Annotated in this window: 16 protein-coding genes; 14 read left to right on the top strand and 2 right to left on the bottom strand. The window is 62.4% G+C overall.

Annotated features, from left to right (window positions below; all coding sequences use genetic code 11):
• Window positions 1-67: 67 nt before the first annotated feature.
• Both AO356_RS13845 and AO356_RS13840 read right to left on the bottom strand, forming a co-directional pair.
• Entirely contained in the window at window positions 68-1,171 is a 1,104-nt protein-coding gene (locus AO356_RS13845; RefSeq protein WP_060740272.1) for a GlxA family transcriptional regulator, read from the bottom strand.
• A 617-nt stretch (window positions 1,172-1,788) separates the two neighbouring features.
• Complete coding sequence (locus tag AO356_RS13840; protein ID WP_060740271.1) at window positions 1,789-3,165, bottom strand: L-serine ammonia-lyase; 1,377 nt, start codon at window positions 3,163-3,165, stop codon at window positions 1,789-1,791.
• Between the two features lie 425 nt (window positions 3,166-3,590).
• Between AO356_RS13840 and AO356_RS13835 the strand changes: the two genes are divergently transcribed.
• From AO356_RS13835 to AO356_RS13770, 14 genes are all read left to right on the top strand, one after another.
• Window positions 3,591-4,538 carry a choline ABC transporter substrate-binding protein gene (locus AO356_RS13835; protein WP_060740270.1) on the top strand — a complete coding sequence of 316 codons (948 nt, stop codon included), beginning with the start codon at window positions 3,591-3,593 and terminating at the stop codon, window positions 4,536-4,538.
• A 71-nt stretch (window positions 4,539-4,609) separates the two neighbouring features.
• Window positions 4,610-5,455: a choline ABC transporter permease subunit gene (gene choW, locus AO356_RS13830; RefSeq protein ID WP_060740269.1), complete on the top strand. Its 846-nt coding sequence runs from the start codon at window positions 4,610-4,612 to the stop codon at window positions 5,453-5,455.
• A complete protein-coding gene (choV, locus tag AO356_RS13825; protein WP_060740268.1) occupies window positions 5,452-6,630 on the top strand; it encodes a choline ABC transporter ATP-binding protein in 1,179 nt (392 codons plus the stop codon). The genes choW and choV overlap by 4 nt, the downstream gene beginning before the upstream one ends.
• Window positions 6,631-6,940: 310 nt before the next feature.
• Window positions 6,941-7,561 carry a transcriptional regulator BetI gene (betI, locus tag AO356_RS13820; RefSeq protein WP_060740267.1) on the top strand — a complete coding sequence of 207 codons (621 nt, stop codon included), beginning with the start codon at window positions 6,941-6,943 and terminating at the stop codon, window positions 7,559-7,561.
• Window positions 7,562-7,640: 79 nt separating this feature from the next.
• Window positions 7,641-9,113 carry a betaine-aldehyde dehydrogenase gene (gene betB, locus AO356_RS13815; protein ID WP_060740266.1) on the top strand — a complete coding sequence of 491 codons (1,473 nt, stop codon included), beginning with the start codon at window positions 7,641-7,643 and terminating at the stop codon, window positions 9,111-9,113.
• A 147-nt stretch (window positions 9,114-9,260) separates the two neighbouring features.
• A complete protein-coding gene (gene betA / locus AO356_RS13810) occupies window positions 9,261-10,964 on the top strand; it encodes a choline dehydrogenase (RefSeq protein WP_060740265.1) in 1,704 nt (567 codons plus the stop codon).
• A 370-nt stretch (window positions 10,965-11,334) separates the two neighbouring features.
• Complete coding sequence (locus AO356_RS13805; RefSeq protein WP_060740264.1) at window positions 11,335-12,777, top strand: TldD/PmbA family protein; 1,443 nt, start codon at window positions 11,335-11,337, stop codon at window positions 12,775-12,777.
• Window positions 12,777-14,114, top strand: a complete 1,338-nt coding sequence (locus AO356_RS13800) for a TldD/PmbA family protein (RefSeq protein WP_060740263.1) — start codon at window positions 12,777-12,779, stop codon at window positions 14,112-14,114. The genes AO356_RS13805 and AO356_RS13800 overlap by 1 nt, the downstream gene beginning before the upstream one ends.
• Window positions 14,115-14,184: 70 nt before the next feature.
• Window positions 14,185-15,651 (top strand): multidrug transporter subunit MdtD, encoded by a 1,467-nt coding sequence (gene mdtD, locus AO356_RS13795; RefSeq protein ID WP_109791138.1) that lies wholly within the window; start codon window positions 14,185-14,187, stop codon window positions 15,649-15,651.
• A gap of 314 nt (window positions 15,652-15,965) precedes the next feature.
• On the top strand, window positions 15,966-17,303 hold the full coding sequence (gene dbpA / locus AO356_RS13790) for an ATP-dependent RNA helicase DbpA (RefSeq protein WP_237140825.1): 1,338 nt from the start codon (window positions 15,966-15,968) through the stop codon (window positions 17,301-17,303).
• Window positions 17,304-17,454: 151 nt separating this feature from the next.
• The gene (locus tag AO356_RS13785; RefSeq protein ID WP_060740261.1) at window positions 17,455-18,633 is read left to right on the top strand and encodes an NAD(P)/FAD-dependent oxidoreductase; all 1,179 of its coding nucleotides are present in this window, start codon (window positions 17,455-17,457) and stop codon (window positions 18,631-18,633) included.
• A 234-nt stretch (window positions 18,634-18,867) separates the two neighbouring features.
• Complete coding sequence (gene yccS, locus AO356_RS13780; RefSeq protein WP_060740260.1) at window positions 18,868-21,051, top strand: YccS family putative transporter; 2,184 nt, start codon at window positions 18,868-18,870, stop codon at window positions 21,049-21,051.
• A gap of 155 nt (window positions 21,052-21,206) precedes the next feature.
• On the top strand, window positions 21,207-21,464 hold the full coding sequence (locus tag AO356_RS33055; RefSeq protein ID WP_237140769.1) for a transposase: 258 nt from the start codon (window positions 21,207-21,209) through the stop codon (window positions 21,462-21,464).
• A complete protein-coding gene (locus tag AO356_RS13770) occupies window positions 21,461-22,297 on the top strand; it encodes an IS3 family transposase (RefSeq protein ID WP_060739330.1) in 837 nt (278 codons plus the stop codon). The genes AO356_RS33055 and AO356_RS13770 overlap by 4 nt, the downstream gene beginning before the upstream one ends.
• Window positions 22,298-22,394 lie beyond the last annotated feature (97 nt).

Here is a 22,394-nt window from a genome sequence, read left to right as displayed (position 1 = left end):
CTTTCTATTGCACCCAGCCGATCGCCCTGTGGGAGCGAGCTTGCTCGCGATGAAGGCGCTAGAGGTTTTAGAGCCTCACACTGGCAAACGTCGACTCATTACGCGCCTGGCTCAGCGCCGACAGCGGCCCGGACAATGGCGACAGCACCAACGCCTGCGGCAGCGGCATCATCGCCACCTGTTGCGTGGTGTTGGAACCGACGCGTTCGTCCCGCGGCGGAATACCGAAGTATTCGCGGTAGCACTTGGAGAAGTGCGGGGTGGAAACGAAGCCGCACACCGAGGCCACCTCGATGATCGACATCGGCGTCTGCTTGAGCAACTGCCGCGCACGAATGAGCCGCAGCTTGAGGTAGTAGCGCGACGGTGAGCAGTGCAGATACTTCTGGAACAACCGCTCCAGCTGACGCCGGGACACGGCGACGTACACCGCCAGTTCGTCCAGGTCGATCGGCTCTTCGAGGTTGGCTTCCATCAACGCCACGATTTCCTGCAACTTCGGCTGGTTGGTGCCAAGCATGTGCTTGAGCGGCACACGCTGGTGATCCTGCTCGTTGCGGATACGCTCGTAGACAAACATTTCAGAGATCGCCGCCGACAGCTCGCGACCGTGATCGCGACTGATCAGGTGCAGCATCATGTCCAGCGGCGCGGTGCCACCGGAGCTGGTGAAGCGGTTGCGGTCGAGGGTGAACAGGCGGGTGCTCATCGACACCCGCGGGAATGCTTCCTGCATCGCTGCCAGGCATTCCCAGTGCACGCTGCAATCGAAACCATCCAACAGGCCGGCGCAGGCCAGGGCCCAGCTGCCGGTGCAGACCGCGCCGAGGCGACGGGACTGGCGGGCCTGGCTCTGCAACCACGACACGTGTTCACGGGTCACGGTGCGCTGGATGCCAATGCCACCACAGACGATGACGGTGTCCAGGGGCGGCGCTTTATGCATGGAGGCGTCGGGGGTGATCTGCAAACCGTCGCTGGCCCAGACCTGGCCACCATCGACCGTGAGGGTGGTCCAGCGATACAGCTCGCGACCGGACAGCTGGTTGGCCATGCGCAGCGGTTCCACCGCGGACGCCAGGGAAATCAGCGTGAAATTGTCCAGCAGCAAAAAGCCGATGGATTGAGGCGCACGGTTCTGGGGTTGGGCCCCGGAGTTGGACGTCGTCATCGCGGTATCTCCTCACACAAAGCGGGTGATGGCCTCAGGCGGAGGCTCTTGTTATTGCCACGTTCTCTTGCGCGAGACAGGGCTTTATCGGGATAGAGCAATTGCCATGCCTAAAATTGAATGTGTGTTCAATAAATCCTGAAAACGACATCGCGGCCTGTCTATATAAGGCGTGCATCGCGTCCAGGTTTTAGGTGCCATCAATGGCGGCAGGTACCGATCACAGAAGGCTGTGAGCAGTTCGGTAGCACTTGTGGGAACTGGGCTGCGCGGCTAGCGCAAGGAGTAGCACCACAGGTGCGGGTGACGGACGGTCGAGCGCGATTGAGCGGCTGGCTCGACAACGGGGGTCTTGTCTGTTTGCGACGCGCTAAAAGGTGGCGTGTTTCAGGATGGATGTGCATTTTGTGAGCGATTTTAAGAACAACCCGTGGCGAGGGAGCTTGCTCCCGCTCAGCCCGGTAGGAGCTGTCGAGCGAAGCGAGGCTGCGATCTTTCCACAGCCCATTGAATCGAGAGCCAAAGATCAAGATCAAAAGATCGCAGGCTTCGCCAGCTCCTACCGGGCCCAGCGGGAGCAAGCTCCCTCGCCACAGAGAGCCCCGGCAATGCGTGCTTCAGCACTCCACCGCACTGACCGCCAAGCCGCCGCGCGAGGTCTCTTTATATTTGTCATGCATGTCGGCACCGGTGTCACGCATGGTGCGGATCACCCGGTCCAGGGAGATGAAATGCTGGCCATCCCCGCGCAGGGCCATTTGTGCGGCGTTGATGGCCTTGACCGCGGCGATCGCGTTGCGCTCGATGCACGGCACCTGCACCAGGCCGCCCACCGGGTCGCAGGTCAGGCCGAGGTTGTGTTCCAGGCCGATTTCCGCCGCGTTGCACAGTTGCTCCGGCGTGGCCCCGAGGATTTCCGCCAGGCCCGCCGCCGCCATGGCGCAGGCCGATCCCACCTCGCCCTGGCAACCGACTTCGGCGCCGGAGATCGATGCGTTCTTTTTGCACAGGATCCCGATGGCCGCCGCAGCGAGGAAATAATCCACGACGTTGGCGTCGGTGACCGCTTCGCTGAATTTCATGAAATAGTGCAGCACCGCCGGGATGATCCCCGCCGCACCGTTGGTCGGTGCCGTGACCATACGCCCGCCGGCCGCGTTCTCTTCGTTGACCGCCAGGGCGAACAGGTTGACCCACTCCATGGCGCTGAGGGTCGAGCCGATGACATTGGGCTTGTTCAACTCTTGCAGGCTGCGGTGCAACTTGGCCGCCCGCCGACGCACATTCAAACCGCCCGGCAGGATGCCTTCGTGCTTGAGGCCCTGCTCGACGCAATCCTGCATGGCCCGCCACAGTTTCATCAGGCCACTGCGGATCTCTTCTTCGGACCGCCAGACCTTTTCGTTGGACAGCATCAACTCGGCTACCCGCAAGTTGTGGGTACGGCACAGCTCAAGCAACTCTTCGGCACTGGAGAAATCGTAAGGCAGCTCAGTGCTGTCCAGATCCACCACGCCGCTGGAGGCCTGGGCTTGATCGACGACAAAACCACCGCCCACCGAGTAATAAGTGTCACGGTGCAGCTCGCCGTCGGCGCCCTCGGCCACCAGCGTCATCGCATTGGGATGGAATGGCAGGTTCTCGTCGATCAGGCGCATGTCCCGGGACCATACGAACGGCACCGGCAGCCGACCGTCGAGCAGCAGGGTCTGGGTTTCACGCAGCAGCTCGATGCGCGGGCCGATCTGCGACGGGTCGATTGCGTCCGGCCACTCCCCCATCAGGCCCATGATCACGGCGTTGTCGCTGCCGTGGCCGATGCCGGTGGCCGACAGCGAACCGAACAATTGCACCTCGACCCGGCGCACATCATTGAGCAGGGCCTTTGCCTTCAGCGCTTCAACGAACAGCGCCGCGGCACGCATGGGGCCCACGGTGTGGGAACTGGACGGGCCGATACCGATTTTGAACAAGTCGAAAACGCTGATTGCCATTGCCGATAACCTCCAGAACAGGCACATCCGGGCGCAGGAGCGTCCGGTGACGGAGCTGCTACGCTCAACGCCGGGATGGCCGCATCATCCGGTTTTTGCCTGGGCGCCCGACGTCTGACACCGACGCAATCATGCCCACCAGCGCCGCCCGTCCCTGACCCCGTTTCTGCGGCGTTTTTCTGCGTGTCAGAGGCCCGTCAGGGGCGGAAAAAATCTGTAAACGACGTCACCGACACTGGATGCGACCATCCCTGTACTGGATACGACCCACCCTGTAGGCGTCAGATTTGCACTGGTACATGATCGGTTACGGCTCGTTTGCAAGGCCGCGTGTCAGAGAGTGCCCACGCGCCACCAACCGCAACATCCAATTAAGCGTGGTTGTCCTGACCGGACACCGCCGATAAAACACCAGGAGTCCACCCATGAAAGGTTCCAAGCCGTTGTTGTTGGCCGCCATGCTGAGTCTTCCGATGCTGGCCAACGCTGCAGACCCCGAAAAGTGCAGCACCGTCAACTTCTCCGATGTCGGCTGGACCGACATTACCGTGACCACGGCGACCACCAGCGTGGTGCTGGACGCGCTGGGCTACAAGACCAAGACCACCATGATTTCCGTGCCGGTGACCTACAAGTCCCTGGCCGATGGCAAGAACATGGATGTATTCCTCGGCAACTGGATGCCGACCATGGAAAACGACATCAAGGCCTACCGCGAAGCCGGCACCGTGGAAACCGTGCGCACCAACCTCAAGGGCGCCAAGTACACCCTCGCCGTGCCCCAGGCCTTGTACGACAAAGGTCTGCATGACTTCGCCGACATCCCCAAATTCAAGAAAGAGCTGGACGGCAAGATCTACGGCATCGAACCGGGCAACGACGGCAACCGCCTGATCCAGAGCATGATCGAAAAGAACGCCTTCGGCCTGAAGGACGCCGGCTTCAAAGTCGTCGAGTCGAGTGAAGCGGGCATGCTCTCGCAGGTCGACCGCGCCTCCAAGCGTGGCACCGACGTGGTGTTCCTCGGCTGGGCGCCACACCCGATGAACACGCGTTTCAAGATCCAGTACCTGACCGGCGGCGACGACTTCTTCGGCCCCGATTTCGGTGCCGCTACCGTGGCGACCAACACCCGCAAGGGCTACAGCCAGGAATGCAGCAACGTTGGACAACTGCTGAAAAACCTGGAGTTCACCGTCGACATGGAAAGCCAGCTGATGGGCAACGTGCTCGACGACAAGATGAAACCTGAGGCCGCCGCCAAGGCCTGGCTGAAGAAAAACCCACAGGTACTCGATACCTGGCTCGCTGGCGTGACCACCATTGACGGTAAACCTGGCCTGGAAGCCGTGAAAGCCAAGCTTGCGCAATAACTGCTTATGTTATGCCGGGCGAGTTCGCTCGCCCGGGCTGTTTATTCCCTTGCATGCGGACGTTCACTACCATGCTTATTGATCAGAAAATACCCTTGGGCCAGTACATCGCGGGCTTTGTCGAATGGTTGACGCAAAACGGCGCCAGCACATTCGACGCAATCGCGCTGTTTCTGGAAACGATGATTCACGGCGTGACGTTTGCGCTGACCTGGTTCAACCCCCTGGCCCTGATCGGCCTCATCGCGCTATTGGCGCACTTCATCCAGCGCAAATGGGGCCTGACCGTATTCGTCATCGCGTCCTTCCTGCTGATTCTCAACCTGGGTTACTGGCAAGAAACCATGGAAACCCTGGCCCAGGTGCTGTTCGCGACCCTGGTCTGCGTGCTGATCGGCGTGCCGCTGGGCATTGTTGCCGCGCACAAGCCGATGTTCTACACAATGATGCGGCCGGTACTCGATCTGATGCAGACCGTACCGACCTTCGTCTACCTCATTCCTACCCTGACCCTTTTCGGTCTGGGTGTGGTCCCGGGCCTGATCTCCACGGTGGTGTTCGCGATTGCCGCGCCCATCCGCCTGACCTACCTGGGCATCCGCGACGTTCCGGACGAACTGATGGACGCCGGCAAAGCCTTCGGCTGCTCCCGCCGCCAACTCCTGTCGCGTATCGAACTGCCCCATGCGATGCCAAGCATCGCGGCCGGTATCACCCAGTGCATCATGCTGTCGTTGTCGATGGTGGTGATCGCCGCGCTGGTGGGTGCCGATGGCCTGGGCAAACCCGTGGTCAACGCACTGAACACCGCCGATATCGCCCTGGGCTTCGAAGCAGGCCTGGCGATCGTATTACTGGCGATCATGCTCGACCGAATCTGCAAACAACCCGACGCTAAAGTAGGGGGTGACGCATGAGCATCATTCGTTTCGAGGACGTCGATGTTATTTTCTCCAACCGTCCCAAGGCCGCGCTGGACCTGCTGGACAAGGGTTTTTCGCGCCCCGAGATCCTGCAGCAGACCGGCCTGATCGTCGGCGTGGAAAAAGCCAGCCTATCCATCGAGAAGGGTGAGATCTGCGTCTTGATGGGCCTTTCCGGCTCAGGCAAATCCAGCCTCCTGCGCTGCATCAACGGCTTGAACACCGTCAGTCGTGGCAAGTTGTTCGTCGAGCATGAAGGACGGCAGATCGACATCGCCTCCTGCTCCCCCGCCGAGCTGAAGATGATGCGCACCAAGCGCATCGCCATGGTGTTCCAGAAGTTCGCCCTGATGCCTTGGCTGACGGTGCGCGAGAACATCAGCTTCGGCCTGGAAATGCAGGGCCGTCCCGAGAAGGAACGGCGCAAGCTGGTGGATGAAAAACTCGAGCTGGTGGGCCTGACCCAATGGCGCAACAAGAAGCCCGACGAGCTGTCCGGCGGTATGCAGCAACGGGTCGGCCTGGCCCGCGCCCTGGCGATGGACGCCGACATCCTGCTGATGGACGAACCGTTCTCGGCCCTCGACCCGCTGATCCGCCAGGGTTTGCAGGACGAACTGTTGGAACTGCAACGCAAACTGCAAAAGACCATCGTGTTCGTCAGCCATGACCTGGACGAAGCCCTGAAACTGGGCACGCGGATCGCCATCATGAAAGACGGCAAGATCATCCAGTACAGCAAGCCGGAAGAGATCGTGCTGAACCCGGCGGACGACTATGTGCGCACCTTCGTCGCCCACACCAACCCACTCAACGTCCTGTGCGGTCGCAGCCTGATGCGCACCCTGGACAACTGCAAGCGCATCAACGGTTCGGTCTGCCTGGATCCGGGCGGCGACTCCTGGCTCGACCTGGCCGAAGGCAACACCATCAAGGGCGCCCGGCAGAACGGCGCGGTCCTGGATTTGCAAAACTGGGCACCGGGCCAATCGGTGGAAGAGCTGGGCCGGCGTCCGACCCTGGTGGACTCCAACATCGGCATGCGCGACGCGTTGCAGATCCGCTACCAGACCGGCAACAAACTGGTGCTCCACGATAACCAGAAAGTCGTCGGGATCCTGGGCGACAGCGAGCTGTACCACGCATTGCTCGGCAAGAACCTGGGCTGAGCCCACGCACACAAACGCCGCGAGATGATCGCGGCGTTTTTGTTTGTGCGGACATTCAGCCTTGCCACAACCGTTTGCTCGGCAACCGACCGACGAGTGTTATAAAGACATCCCGAAAAAGTCCTCGCCCCTGCGCGGCGGGTTTCCGTGTGCCTTCAGGCGCCATTTACACATGGAATCCCGACAAACAGCGACGACTTGTCATAGAACTTTGTTTTTATTGATTGAACGTTCAATCAAAACAAAATAGACTGGCCCTCGCCATGACGGACTGCACTCGTCCGCCTGCAGGCCTAAGGAGATGTGCTAGATGCCCAAGGTCGGTATGCAACCCATCCGCCGCCAACAATTGATCGAAGCCACATTGCAAGCGGTCGATCAGGTCGGGATGGGGGACGCCAGCATTGCGCTGATCGCCCGTTTGGCCGGTGTCTCCAACGGCATCATCAGTCACTACTTTCAGGACAAGAACGGCCTGATCGCGGCCACGGCCCAGTACCTGATGACTGTCCTGAGCGAGAACGTCACCGCGCGCCGTCATGCGCTGGAGGATTCGAGCCCGCGGGCTCACCTCAAGGTGATCATCGAAGGCAACTTCGACGCCAGCCAGGTCAATGGCCCGGCAATGAAAACCTGGCTGGCCTTCTGGGCCACCAGCATGCACCACCCGTCTTTGCACAGGTTGCAGCGGATCAACGATCACCGTCTGTATTCCAACCTGTGCTGCCAGTTCCGCCGCCTGTTGCCCGTCGATCAGGCACGCAGCGCGGCACGGGGCCTGGCCGCGTTGATTGACGGTTTGTGGCTGCGCGGAGCGCTGTCGGGAGACGCGTTCGATACCGCCCAGGCGCACCAGATCGCTTACGAATACATGGATTTCCAACTGGCCAAGGCAGGGGCGCCAGAGCACACAGAACCGCTCGATTCCTGAACCCCCACCGCAGCGCGTAGTCAGCTATAAACGACACGCTCGGTGGCCAGCCAACCACTCATGCACTTGCGAGGACTTTATGGCCCGTTTCGAACTGCAAAAACTCTACATCGATGGCGCGTACAGCGATGCCAGCGGCGACGCCACTTTCGAAGCCATCAACCCGGCCAACGGTGAAGTACTCGCCCTGGTGCAGCGCGCAACGTTCGAGGACGTCGAGCGCGCCGTGGTCAGCGCCGAAAAGGGCCAGAAAGTCTGGGCGGCCATGACCGCCATGCAGCGTTCGCGCATCCTGCGCCGCGCCGTGGACATCCTGCGCGAGCGCAACGATGAACTGGCCGCCCTGGAAACCCTGGACACCGGCAAGGCCTACTCCGAAACCCGCTACGTCGACATCGTCACTGGCGCCGACGTGCTGGAATACTATGCCGGCCTGGTGCCCGCCATCGAAGGCGAGCAGATCCCGTTGCGCGACACGTCTTTCGTCTATACCCGCCGCGAGCCCCTGGGCGTAGTGGCCGGTATCGGCGCGTGGAACTACCCGATCCAGATCGCCCTGTGGAAATCCGCACCGGCCCTGGCGGCTGGCAACGCGATGATCTTCAAGCCGAGCGAAGTCACCTCGCTCACCACCTTGAAATTGGCCGAGATCTACACCGAAGCCGGGGTTCCAGCGGGTGTGTTCAACGTATTGACCGGCAGCGGCCGTGAAGTCGGCACCTGGCTGACCGAGCACCCGCGCATCGAGAAAGTCTCCTTCACCGGCGGCACCGACACTGGCAAGAAAGTCATGGCCAGCGCTTCGAGCTCTTCGCTCAAGGAGGTGACCATGGAACTGGGTGGCAAGTCGCCGCTGATCATCTGCGACGATGCCGACCTGGATCGCGCTGCCGACACCGCGATGATGGCCAACTTCTACAGCTCCGGCCAGGTCTGCACCAACGGCACCCGCGTGTTCGTACCGAGCCACCTCAAGGCCGCCTTCGAAGCCAAGATCGCCGAGCGCGTGGCGCGCATCCGCGTTGGCAACCCAGAGGATGAAAACACCAATTTCGGCCCGCTGGTGAGCTTCGCCCACATGGAAAGCGTGCTGGGCTACATCGAGAAAGGCAAAGCCGAAGGCGCGCGCCTGCTGTGCGGCGGCGGTCGCCTGACTGAAGGCGAATTCGCCAAGGGCGCGTTCGTCGCCCCGACCGTGTTCACCGACTGCACCGATGAGATGACCATCGTGCGTGAAGAAATCTTCGGCCCGGTGATGAGCATCCTCACCTATGACACCGAAGAAGAAGTGATCCGCCGCGCCAACGACACCGACTTCGGCCTGGCCGCTGGCGTCGTGACCCGCGACCTGAACCGCGCCCACCGCATCATCCACCAGTTGGAAGCCGGTATCTGCTGGATCAACGCCTGGGGCGAGTCCGACGCCAAGATGCCGGTCGGCGGCTACAAGCAATCGGGGGTGGGCCGGGAGAACGGCATCAGTTCGCTGAACAACTTCACGCGAATCAAATCGGTACAGGTCGAACTGGGCGATTACGCGTCGGTGTTCTAAGCCGGCGTTGCCTCTGCGGCCGCCATCGCGAGCAAGCTCGCTCCCACAGGAGCTCCCATTCCAATGTGGGAGCGAGCTTGCTCGCGATTGAGTGCGAAGCACTCGCCAGGCCTGACCTGAACCCAATTCAAAAAGAGGGTGCATTTCATGTCCCAAGAATTCGATTACATCATCATCGGTGCCGGCTCGGCCGGTAACACCCTGGCCACCCGCCTGACCGAAGACGAGGGCATCACCGTCCTGCTGCTCGAAGCCGGCGGCCCGGACTATCGCCTGGACTTTCGCACGCAAATGCCTGCCGCCCTGGCATTCCCACTGCAAGGCCGACGCTACAACTGGGCCTACGAGACCGACCCGGAGCCGCACATGAACGGCCGCCGCATGGAATGCGGTCGCGGCAAGGGCCTGGGCGGTTCTTCGCTGATCAACGGCATGTGCTACATCCGCGGCAACGCCCTGGACTATGACAACTGGGCAAAACTGCCTGGCCTCGAGGACTGGACGTACCTGGACTGCCTGCCCTACTTCAGAAAAGCCGAGACCCGGGACATCGGCCCGAACGACTACCACGGCGGCGACGGCCCGGTCAGCGTGACCACGCCCAAGGCCGGCAACAACCCGTTGTTCCACGCCATGGTCGAAGCCGGCGTGCAGGCCGGTTACCCGCGTACCGAAGACCTCAATGGCTACCAGCAGGAAGGTTTCGGCCCGATGGACCGTACCGTCACGCCCAACGGCCGTCGGGCCAGCACCGCGCGCGGTTACCTGGACGTCGCCAAGAAGCGCTCGACCCTGACCATCGTCACCCACGCCCTGACCGACAAGATCATCTTCGAAGGCAAACGCGCGGTCGGCGTGCGTTACCTGGTGGGCGCGGCTGAAGAGCGCGTGGAAGCCCGGGCACGCAAGGAAGTGCTGCTGTGCTCTGGCGCCATCGCCTCGCCACAGATTCTGCAACGCTCCGGCGTCGGCCCGGCCCAATTGCTGGAAAGCCTCGACATCCCGGTGGTCCATGACCTGCCGGGGGTCGGTGAGAACCTGCAGGATCACCTGGAGCTGTACCTGCAATACGCCTGCACCCAACCGGTCTCGCTGTACCCGTCGCTGCTCTGGTACAACCAGCCGGCCATCGGTGCCGAATGGCTGTTCAACGGCACCGGTATCGGCGCCAGCAACCAGTTCGAAGCCGGCGGCTTCATCCGCACCCGTCCGGATTTCGATTGGCCGAACATCCAGTATCACTTCCTGCCGGTGGCGATTAACTACAACGGCAGCAACGGCGTGAAGGAACACGGTTTCCAGGCGCACATGGGCTCCATGCGCTCGCCAAGCCGCGGCCGGATCCAGGCCAAATCCAAGGATCCGCGCCAGCACCCGAGCATCCTGTTCAACTACATGGCGACCGAGCAGGACTGGCAGGAGTTTCGCGACGGCATCCGTCTGACCCGCGAGATCATGCAGCAACCGGCGCTCGACCCGTTCCGGGGGCGCGAGATCAGCCCGGGCATCGAGGTGCAGACGGACGCGCAACTGGACCAGTTCATCCGCGAGCACGCCGAAACCGCGTTCCACCCGTCCTGCTCGTGCAAGATGGGCACCGACGACATGGCCGTGGTGGATGGCGAAGGCCGCGTGCATGGCATGCAAGGGCTGCGCGTGGTGGATGCCTCGATCATGCCGATCATCACCACCGGCAACCTGAACGCGCCGACGATCATGATCGCCGAGAAAATCGCCGACAAGATCCGCGGCCGCAAGCCCCTGCCACGCAGCACCGCCCCGTACTACGTGGCCGGCGACGCGCCGGTGCGTGGCAAGCCACTGCGCGAAGTGGGGCCAATGGCTCAGTAAGGCTCAGGACCGCCATCGCGAGCAAGCTCGCTCCCACAGGGATCTGCAGCGAACGCACATTTTGTGACCATTGAAGATCCCCCTGTGGGAGCGAGCTTGCTCGCGAAAGCGGTGGGTCAGCGTGCATCCATGTCGGATGTACCGCCGTCTTCGCGGGCAAGCCCGCTCCCACAAAGGGCACGATGGCCGGCACGGATTCCGTGGTCGCCGAAGATCCAATGTGGGAGCGAGCTTGCTCGCGAAAGCGTCCGCCCTGACAACCTCAGTATTCCCTTCTACCTTGATCCCACCCCCACCCCAGGCCTAATCTAGAGCCGCCGCGTCAAATCACCGCAATGCGCCGCACCCTCGCTCCAGACAAGGAGGTTCCATGTTCGACTTCCACCCCCAGCTCAAGGAGCGTTTCGCTGCCTTGCGCACGGGCGCTGAATTCTTTTCCCTGCGTTACGTGCGCGAATCCGGCCAGCATTTGTCGGTGCGCAAGAACGTCGCCGAACCGCCCAGCCTGAACCGTGATGAAGGTGCGATGCTCACCGCGCGGGTCAACGGTGTCGAGGCGTATGCCGCCACCAACGACCTGTCCCAGGCCGGTCTGCAAGCGGCACTGGAACGTGCCGAACAACATGCTCGCCAGCTCAAGCCCCATGCCTTGCTCGACCTGCGTGAACAAGCCGTGTCCAGTGACCGCGCCGATTACTTCTCGCCGCATTTCGACCAGGCCTTCCCACCCCTGAGCGACTGCTACCAGTTGCTCGGCGACGAATCGGCTGCGGTGCCCCAGGACGAGCGCCTGGTGAACTGGCAGGCCAGCATCGGCCTGACCCAGGTCGAGCAGATCTACCTCAACAGTGCCGGCGCTGAACTGCGCCAGGCCCAACGCTTCATCTACCCGGCCCTGGAAGTCACCGCCTTCGACGGCCACGACAGCCAGACCCGCACCCTGGGCCGGGAAAACTTCGGCCAGCAGGGCGGCTTCGATGTGATCAGCCGCTGCGGCCTGATCGGGGCCGGGCCGAAAATCGCCGACCAGGCCCTGCAGTTGCTGATGGCGCCGAACACGCCGCAAGGCCCCCGCGACCTGCTGCTGATGCCCGACCAGATGATGTTGCAGATCCACGAGTCCATCGGCCATCCGCTGGAACTGGACCGCATCCTGGGGGACGAGCGCAATTACGCCGGCACCAGCTTCGTCAAGGCCAGCGATTTCGGCCACCTGCAATACGGCTCCCGCCTGCTGAACGTGACCTTCGACCCGAACATTCCCGAAGAACTGGCCAGCTACAGCCACGACGACGACGGCAGCGCCGCCAGCAAACAGTTCCTGATTCGCGAAGGCCTGTTGCTGCGTCCACTGGGCGGCGCGCTGTCGCAGTTCCGCGCCGGCCTCGACGGTGTCGCCAACAGCCGCGCCTGCGGCTGGAATCGGCCACCCATCGACCGCATGGCGAACCTGAACATCGAACCCGGCGACCAGTCCCTGGCGCAATTGATCCAGGGCACCGAACGGGGTGTGCTGATGCGCACCAACCGCTCCTGGTCCATCGACGACGCCCGCAACAAATTCCAGTTCGGCTGCGAGTGGGGCCAGTTGATCGAGAACGGCGAGCTCAAGGGCGTGGTGAAGAACCCCAACTACCGGGGCATTTCCGCGCAGTTCTGGAAGAGCCTGCGCGCGGTGGGCGATGCCAGCACCCTCCAGGTCCTGGGCACGCCGAACTGTGGCAAGGGCGAACCGAACCAGGTCATCCGCGTCGGCCATGCGTCGCCAGCCTGCGTGTTCAGCAACGTTGATGTGTTTGGGGGGGATGCCTGATGAGCACTTTCAACAATCAGGCCGAGGCATTCAAGGCGTTGGTCGACTGGCTGCGCGATACGTTGCATGAATCCGAACAGTTCACCCTCGGCTACGCCGCCGAGTCTTCGGCCTTCGTCCGTTTCAACCATGGCAAGGTCCGCCAGGCCGGCCAGGTGCAGCAAGCCAATGTCAGTTTCAAACTGATCGACGACGGGCGCCACGCCGATTTGCAGATCACCTTGTCCGGCGAAGCCGAGACGGACTTGCAACGCCTGGCCGAAGGCCTGCAACAACTGCGCGAAACCTTGCCGTTGCTGCCCCGCGATCCGTACCTGCTGCTCAACCCCGACCACTGGCAGAGCAACAATGTGCAAGCCCATCCATTGCCCGAGACGGAACAGGCCATTACCGAAATCACCCGCGCCGCCGAAGGCCTGGACCTGGTGGGGTTCTACGCCGCCGGGCCCATCAGCCGTGGTTTCGCCAGCTCTTCGGGGGCGTTCGGCTGGCATCAGGCCAACAGCTTCAACTTCGATTTCAGCCTGTTCCATGACAACGGCCAGGCGGTGAAAGCCAGCTACGCCGGACATGAATGGAGCAGCGACGGATTTGCCCGGCGCTTCGAACAGGCCCGCGAGCAACTGGAATTCCTCGGCCGCCCGCTGCGCACGTTGCCGCCCGGCGAATATCGCGCCTACCTGGCGCCGGCCGCTCTGGAAGAGATCATGGGCATGCTCAGTTGGGGCGGGTTCTCGGCCGGTGCAATCGCCAGCAAGCAAAGCCCGCTGCAGAAGTTCTACGCTGGCGAAGCCCACTTCAGCCCCAACGTGTGGCTGACGGAGCAGGTCAGCGGCTCCTTGAGCCCGGCATTTTCCGACGAAGGTTATCCCCGCGATGACTTGGGGCTGATCGCCAAGGGCACGGCCAATGCGCGACTGGTCAACTCCCGCAGCGCCGCCGAATATGACCTCGCGGCCAACGGCGCCAGCAGCAGCGAATACCCTACGGCGCTGGACATGCGGGGCGGACAACTGGAGCAAAGACACATCCTCGAAGAACTCGGCACCGGGCTGTACATCAGCAACCTCTGGTACCTGAACTACTCGGACCAACCGGCGGCGCGCCTGACCGGCATGACCCGCTTCGCCACGTTCTGGGTCGAGAATGGCCAGATCGTCGCGCCGGTCAGCACCATGCGTTTCGACGACAGTGTCTACAGCCTGCTCGGCTCACAACTGGAAAGCCTGACCCAAGAGCGGGAACTGCTGCTCTCGGCCAGCACCTACAGCCAGCGAGCCACGGCCTCGATGTTGTTGCCGGGGGCGCTGGTGAAGCGGTTGACCTTGACGCTGTAACAAAGCATCGCGGGCAAGCCTTGCTCCCACAGGATGTGCGCCGTACATGTGGGAGCAAGGCTTGCCCGCGATGAAGCCAACAGACACCCGAACACAAACAAGAGGTCCCATGCCCAACCGCGCACCGCTCGACGCCGTCACCGCCCGCTGGCTTCCGTGGGTGGTGGCGATCGCCTTCTTCATGCAGTCCCTGGACGGGACCATCCTCAACACCGCCCTGCCCGCCATGGCCAGCGACCTGGCGGAAAACCCGCTGCGCATGCAAGGTGTGATCATCGCCTACATGCTCACCGTGGCGTTGCTGATCCCGGCCTCGGGCTGGATCGCCGACCGCTTCGGCACCAAGAAGATCTTCTTCGGGGCGATCCTGCTGTTCAGCTTCGGCTCGCTGCTGTGCGCCCTGTCCAATTCGTTGAGCATGCTGATCGGCGCCCGGGTCATCCAGGGCCTGGGCGGTGCGCTGATGCTGCCGGTGGGCAGGCTGGTGGTGCTGCGGGCTTATCCGCGCTCGGAACTGGTGCGGATCATGGGCTTCATCACCATCCCCGGCCTGCTCGGTCCACTGATCGGGCCGACCATGGGCGGCTGGATGGTCGAGTACCTGACCTGGCACTGGATCTTCATCATCAACCTGCCGGTGGGGGTGATCGGCTGTTACGCGGTGTGGAAATTCATCCCTGACCTGCGCGGCAGCGAGCGCACTCGGTTCGATGGCCTGGGGTTCCTGCTGTTCGGCGCGGCGATGGTGCTGATCACCGTCGCCATGGAGGGCCTGGGCGAACTGCACCTGCCGCACCTGCGGGTGATGCTGTTGCTGTTCGGCGGCATGGCCTGCCTGGCGGCCTATTGGCTGCGGGCCGGGCATGTCGAGAACGCGCTGTTCCCGCCGTCATTGTTCAAGACCCGCACCTTCGCGGTGGGCATCCTCGGCAACCTGTTCGCGCGCCTGGGCAGCGGCGCATTGCCGTTCCTGGTGCCGTTGCTGCTGCAAGTCGCCCTCGGCTATTCACCGTCCCAGGCCGGCATGAGCATGCTGCCCCTGGCGGCAGCGGCCATGGTCGCCAAGTCCGTGGCCCGACCGCTGATCGAACGCCTGGGCTATCGCATCGTCCTGACCGGCAATACCGTGGCCCTGGGCGTGATGCTGGCGAGCATGGGCCTGGTCAGCGAACAGACGCCGTACTGGCTGCTGCTGGCGCAACTGGCGGTGCTGGGGGCGATCAACTCGCTGCAATTCACCGCGATGAACACCGTGACCCTGATCGACCTGGACGACGCCAGCGCCAGCAGCGGCAACAGCCTGTTGTCGGTGGTGGCGCAACTGTCCCTGAGCCTCGGCGTGGCCTGCGCCGGCGCCCTGCTCGGCGGATTTACCGCCCAGGTGGGCAACGACGGGGTGGAGACGGTGCTGGGCGCGTTCCAGCTGACCTTCGTGACGGTGGGGATCATGGCGATGCTGGCGGCGACGATCTTTTCCCAGTTGTCCAAGCAGGATGGACGGCGGCAGAAGCGTCCCGATGAGCATATCGAGCACTGAAAGGCTGGCTGAACATTGGAGGGAGCGATTGAGAAGCCAGACCCGGCAACCCTGTGATGGAGTTGTGGGAGCAAAGCTTGCTCGCGATAAGGAGCACGCGGTGCCTTGAATAACCGAGGTGCCTGTTTCGCGGGCAAGCCTTGCTCCCACAGCCTTGCCCCCATGGTCTTGCTTCCGGACCCTGCCCCACAGCTCGTCCAGAACTTTCGAAGAAAGTGGCACGAGGCTGCTACACTGCGCGACATTTTGTTTTGCAGGCCAGTCCCGTGACCACCATTGCCACCGCTTTTAATACTTTGCCCCTGTCCGCCGCCATGCTGGCTAACCTCGAATCACTCGGTTATGCCCAGATGACGCCGATCCAGGCGCAAAGCTTGCCGGTGATCCTCAAGGGCATGGACCTGATCGCCCAGGCCAAGACCGGCAGCGGCAAGACCGCCGCCTTCGGCATCGGCCTGCTGAACCCGATCAACCCACGCTTCTTCGGCTGCCAGGCACTGGTGATGTGCCCCACCCGCGAGCTGGCTGACCAGGTCGCCAAGGAAATCCGTCGCCTGGCCCGCGCCGAAGACAACATCAAGGTCCTGACCCTGTGCGGCGGCGTGTCCTTCGGCCCGCAGATCGCTTCCCTCGAACACGGCGCCCACATCATCGTCGGCACGCCGGGACGCATCCAACAGCACCTGCGCAAGGGTTCGCTGGTGCTCGACGGCCTCAACACGCTGATCCTCGACGAAGCCGACCGCATGCTCGACATGGGCTTCTACGACGCCATCGAAGACATCATCCAGCAGACCCCGGAACGCCGCCAGACGCTGCTGTTCTCCGCCACCTACCCGGTGGGCATCAAGCAACTGTCGTCCAAGTTCATGCGCAATCCGCAGCAAGTGAAAGCCGAGGCGTTTCACTCCGACGCGCAGATCGAGCAGCGCTTCTATGAGATCTCCCCCGAGGAGCGCATGGACGCGGTGGTCAAGGTGCTGGCGCATTTCCGCCCGGCCTCCTGCGTGGCGTTCTGCTTCACCAAGCAGCAGGTCCAGGAAACCGTCGACCACCTGAGCGCCAAGGGCATTTCTGCCGTTGGCCTGCACGGCGACCTGGAACAACGCGACCGCGACCAGGTGCTGGCGATGTTCGCCAACCGCAGCACCTCGGTCCTGGTAGCGACTGACGTGGCGGCCCGCGGCCTGGACATCGATGCCCTGGACATGGTGATCAACGTCGAACTGGCCCGGGACTCGGAAATTCATATCCACCGCGTTGGCCGCACCGGTCGCGCCGGTGAGAAAGGCATCGCCATCAGCCTGGTAGCGCCGTCCGAAGCCCACCGCGCCCAGGCCATCGAGCAACTGCAGAAGTCGCCCCTGAGCTGGGACCAACTGGACAACCTCAAGCCCCAGGGCGGCGGCCCGCTGCTGCCGGCCATGAGCACCCTGTGCATCGGCGCCGGGCGTAAAGACAAGGTCCGCCCCGGCGACATCCTCGGTGCCCTGACCGGCGAGGCCGGCATCCCCGGTGCCCAGGTCGGCAAGATCGCGATCTTCGATTTCCAGGCCTATGTGGCCGTGGAACGCGGCATCGCCAAACAGGCCCTGCAACGCCTGAACGATGGCAAGATCAAGGGCCGCTCGTTGCGGGTGCGGATCCTGTAAAGCGATCTGCAACCCAACAGAGATCAAACTGTGGGAGCGAGCTTGCTCGCGATAGCGGTGGATCAGCGGCATTGATGCTGCCTGAGACGCCGCCATCGCGAGCAAGCTCGCTCCCACATTCAGTGTGCGAGAAAGTTGAGAGGACACCGTTTTGCGCTCTACCGAAGTCGTGATCATTGGCGCTGGCGCCGCGGGGTTGATGTGTGCGCTGACCGCGGCCGTGCGCGGGCGGCAGGTGATGCTGCTGGACCACGCCAACAAGGCCGGCAAGAAAATCCTCATGTCGGGCGGTGGGCGCTGCAATTTCACCAACATGTACACCGAGCCGGGCAACTTCCTGTCGCAGAACCCGCACTTCTGCAAGTCGGCCCTGGCCCGCTACACCCAGTGGGACTTCATCGCCCTGGTGGCCAAGCACGGCGTGCCCTATCACGAGAAAAAACTCGGCCAGTTGTTCTGCGATAACAAATCCAGCGACATCCTCGGCCTGCTGCTGGATGAATGCGACCAGGCCGGCGTCTGCCTGCACCTCGACACGTCGATCACCCAGATCGAAAAAACCGACGGCGGCTACCTGCTGCAAACCACCCTTGGCGCCCTCGCCTGCCAATCCCTGGTGATCGCCACGGGTGGGCTGTCGATCCCGACCCTCGGGGCGACCGGCTTCGGTTATCAGGTGGCGAAACAGTTTGGCCATGCGCTGCTGCCGACCCGCGCCGGGCTGGTGCCGTTCACCATCACCGATCAGCTCAAGACGCTGTGCACCGAGCTGTCAGGCACCTCGGTGGATTGCCTGGTGAGCTGCAACGACCAGAGTTTTCGCGAGAACATCTTGTTCACCCATCGCGGCCTGAGCGGGCCGGCGATCCTGCAGATTTCCTCGTTCTGGGAACCGGGGGACACGGTGCAGATCAACCTGCTGCCCGACCACGACGTGCCACAATGGCTGCAACAGCAACAGGCCGAACGCCCCAACAGCGAACTCAAGACCCTGCTGGGCGAGCTGTTCACCAAGAAGATGGCCAACCTGCTGGCCGACACCTGGTTCGTGTCCAAACCCATGAAGCAGTACACCCACGCGGAACTGGCGGACATTGCCGAGAAATTGGCGAGCTGGAACGTCGTCCCCGCCGGTACCGAAGGCTACCGCACCGCCGAAGTCACCCTGGGCGGCGTCGACACCCGGGAAGTCTCGTCCAAGACCATGGAATCGTTGAAAAGCCCTGGCCTGTACTTCATCGGCGAAGTGCTGGACGTCACCGGGCACCTGGGCGGGTTCAATTTCCAGTGGGCGTGGGCATCGGGGTATGCGGCGGCGCAGTACGTCTGATCCGACATGATTTGAATGTGAGCAGTAACCCTGTGGGAGCGAGCTTGCTCGCGATAGGGCTGGTTCAGTCAACATCAATGTGACAGGACTGCCGCCATCGCGAGCAAGCTCGCTCCCACAGGGACTGGTGGCGGCTCCCGGAACACTTTTTGCTGTCAGATGTGATCGCCGCCATTGCGTCGGCGTCATTACTGCCTCAATTTAGCGTCATTGCCCGTCAGGCCCGTGCACTTCATGTCATCGAACTCGTTTAGCCAGTCTTTGCGTCGCCTTTGGGCGTTGGATAAGTTCAGTTATAGCGTGCGGGTGTTCATCGCCCTGACCGGCAGCATGGGGCTGTGCTGGTACCTGGACGAAATGGCGCTGCTGATTCCCCTGTTCCTGGGTATCATCGCCAGCGCCCTGGCCGAGACCGACGACAGTTGGCAGGGCCGCCTCAACGCGCTGGCCGTAACGCTGGTGTGCTTCACCATTGCGGCGCTGTCGGTGGAGTTGCTGTTCCCGTATCCCGTGCTGTTCATCGTCGCCCTGGCCCTAGCGAGCTTCGGCCTGACCATGCTCGGGGCCCTGGGTGAACGTTATGGCGCGATTGCCTCGGCCACCCTGATCCTTTCGGTCTACACCATGATCGGCGTAGACCAGCGCGGCGGCGCGGTCACCGATTTCTGGCATGAGCCGCTGCTGCTGGTGGCCGGCGCCACCTGGTACGGCCTGCTTTCGGTGCTGTGGCAGGCGCTGTTTTCCAACCAACCGGTGCAGCAAAGCCTGGCGCGGCTGTTTCGCGAGTTGGGACGCTACCTGAAACTCAAATCGTCGCTCCTCGAGCCGATCCGCCAACTCGACGTCGAGGCCCGCCGCCTGGAACTGGCCCAGCAGAATGGCCGGGTGGTCGCCGCGCTCAACAGCGCGAAGGAAATCATCCTGCACCGCGTGGGCAACGGCCGGCCGGGCTCGAAGGTCAGTCGCTACCTGAAGCTGTACTTCCTGGCCCAGGACATCCACGAACGCGCCAGTTCCTCCCACTATCCCTACAACGCGCTCGCCGAGGCCTTCTTCCACAGCGACGTGCTGTTCCGCTGCCAGCGCCTGCTGCGCCAGCAAGGCAAGGCCTGCCAGGCGCTGGCCGAGTCGATCCAACTGCGCCAGCCGTTCGTCTACGACGACACCTTCGCCGAGGCCCTCAACGACCTGCACGCATCCCTTGAACACCTGCGCATCCAGAGCAACCCGGCCTGGCGTGGCTTGCTGCGTTCGTTGCGAGCCCTGTCGGTGAACCTGGGCACCATGGACCGCCTGCTCAGCGACGCGAGCAACCCCGACGCCCTGGCCGACGCCACCGACAGCAGCCTGCTGGACCGCTCGCCGCGCAGCCTCAAGGATGTCTGGCTGCGCTTGCGCACCCAGCTCACGCCCACCTCGCTGCTGTTCCGGCATGCCCTGCGCTTGCCCCTGGCTTTGAGCGTGGGTTACGCCGTGGTGCACATGATCCACCCGTCCCAGGGCTATTGGATCATCCTCACCACGCTGTTCGTGTGCCAACCCAACTACGGCGCCACCCGGCGCAAGCTCGGCCAGCGGATCATCGGCACCGCCATCGGCCTGACGGTGGCCTGGGCGTTGTTCGATCTGTTCCCCAACCCGCTGGTGCAGTCGTGCTTCGCCATTGCCGCCGGGGTGGTGTTCTTTACCAACCGCACCACCCGCTACACCCTGGCGACGGCGGGGATCACCATCATGGTGCTGTTCTGCTTCAACCAGGTGGGCGACGGCTATGGTCTGCTGCTGCCGCGGCTGTTCGATACCTTGCTCGGCAGCCTGATCGCCGGGCTGGCGGTGTTCCTGTTCCTGCCCGACTGGCAAGGTCGGCGACTGAACAAAGTGCTGGCCAACACGCTGACCTGCAACAGCATTTACCTGCGCCAGATCATGCAGCAATACGCCGCGGGCAAAAGTGACGACCTGGCCTACCGCCTGGCCCGACGCAACGCCCACAACGCCGATGCCGCGCTGTCCACCACGCTGGCCAACATGCTGATGGAGCCAGGGCATTTCCGCAAGGAAGCCGATGTGGGGTTCCGCTTCCTGGTGCTGTCCCACACCCTGCTCAGTTACTTGTCCGGCCTGGGCGCCCACCGGGGCACCGAACTGCCGACGGAAGTGCGCGAACAGTTGATCGACGGTGCCGGGGTGAGACTGGCAGCGAGCATCGACGAAATCGCCCAGGGCCTGGCGAGCAAACAACCGATTGCGATCCAGAGCGACGAAGAGGAAGCCCTGGCCAGCGAGCTTGAACAGATGCCCGATGAAATCGACGAAGGCCAGCGCCTGGTGCAGACGCAACTGGGGCTGATCTGTCGACAGTTGGGGCCGTTGCGCACGTTGGCGGCGCATTTGATCAAGGACACTGGCGAGGCTTGAGGGCTGTGGTGTCCAAGCGGACCTCATCGCGAGCAAGCTGAACTGGCCTAATGATTTTGGACACTTCAATCGGGCGCTATGATGGCGCCCAAATCTGAGGTGTTTTGGTTATGCGTAAATCTTACTCCAGTGAGTTCAAACTCAAGGCGGCCAGCATGGTGCTGGACGAGGGACAGTCGGTTCCCGAAGTCTGCGCCAGCCTGGATATTGGGCCCACGGCGCTTCGCCGCTGGGTCGATCAGGTTCGCAAGGAACGCTTGGGTTCGACCCCGGTGGGCGCCAAGGCGATTACCGCTGATCAGCGTGAAATTCAGCAGCTCAAAGCGTTGCTCAGGCAAAAAGACCTGGACATTGAAATCCTAAAAAAGGCCAGTGCTCTCCTGCTTTTGGACTCCAAAGATCATTCTCGTTGATCAATGAGCTGGACGAGCAGTACGGCGTTAACAATTGCTGTCGGGCGTTTGGAGTCAACCGCAGCAGCTTTTACGCCTGGCGTCAGCGCCAAGGCAAAGTGAAGCCCGAGCGGGAGAAACTTAAAGCCGTGCTGGTCGAGCATCACAAGGAGTCCAGAGCATCCGCGGGGTCTCGCACCCTTTCCAAGGAGCTGCAAGCAAAGGGACATCGTGTCGGGCGGCATATGGCTCGCAGCTTGATGCGCGAAGCCGGTGTTGCCAGTCGTCAGCGCCGGCGGCACAAGTACAAATCTTCCGGCGTGGAAGCGTTGGTGGCGCCGCACGTGCTCAAGCGCAAGTTTGATGTCACGGCGATCAACCAGGTGTGGTGTGGCGATGTGACGTACATCAAGGTCGGCAAGCGCTGGATGTATTTCGCGGCGGTGCTGGATCTGTTTGCTCGCCGGATCGTGGGCTGGTCGTTTTCAATGATTTCCGATGCCTCGCTGACCTGCGAAGCGTTGCGAATGGCGGTGCAATTGCGAGGTTGCCCAAAAGAGGTGCTGTTTCATTCCGATCAAGGCTGCCAATACACCAGCCACAAATTCAGGAATGAAATGCGCAAGCATGGACTCCTGCAAAGCATGAGTCGCAAAGGTGAGTGCTGGGACAACGCCCCGATGGAGCGTTTCTTTGGGAGCCTGAAGTCAGAGTGGGTGCCAGAAGATGGCTACAGCTCGGAGCATGAAGCCCGCGTGGATGTGCAGCGTTATGTGATGCGTTACAACAACGTCAGACTCCATAGCTACAACGACTACCGGTCGCCGGTAGCTATGGAGAAACTGGCAGCATGAAACCGTAACTGGTGTCCAAAATTAGTTGACCAGTTCAAGCTCGCTCCCACATTGAATCTGCTGTAACACAAAGTCTGTGCACACCAGCGATCCACTG

This window comes from Pseudomonas fluorescens (assembly GCF_001307275.1).
GTDB classification, from domain to species: Bacteria; Pseudomonadota; Gammaproteobacteria; order Pseudomonadales; family Pseudomonadaceae; genus Aquipseudomonas; species Aquipseudomonas fluorescens_AA.
This window is presented reverse-complemented; position numbering and strand designations above follow the sequence as displayed.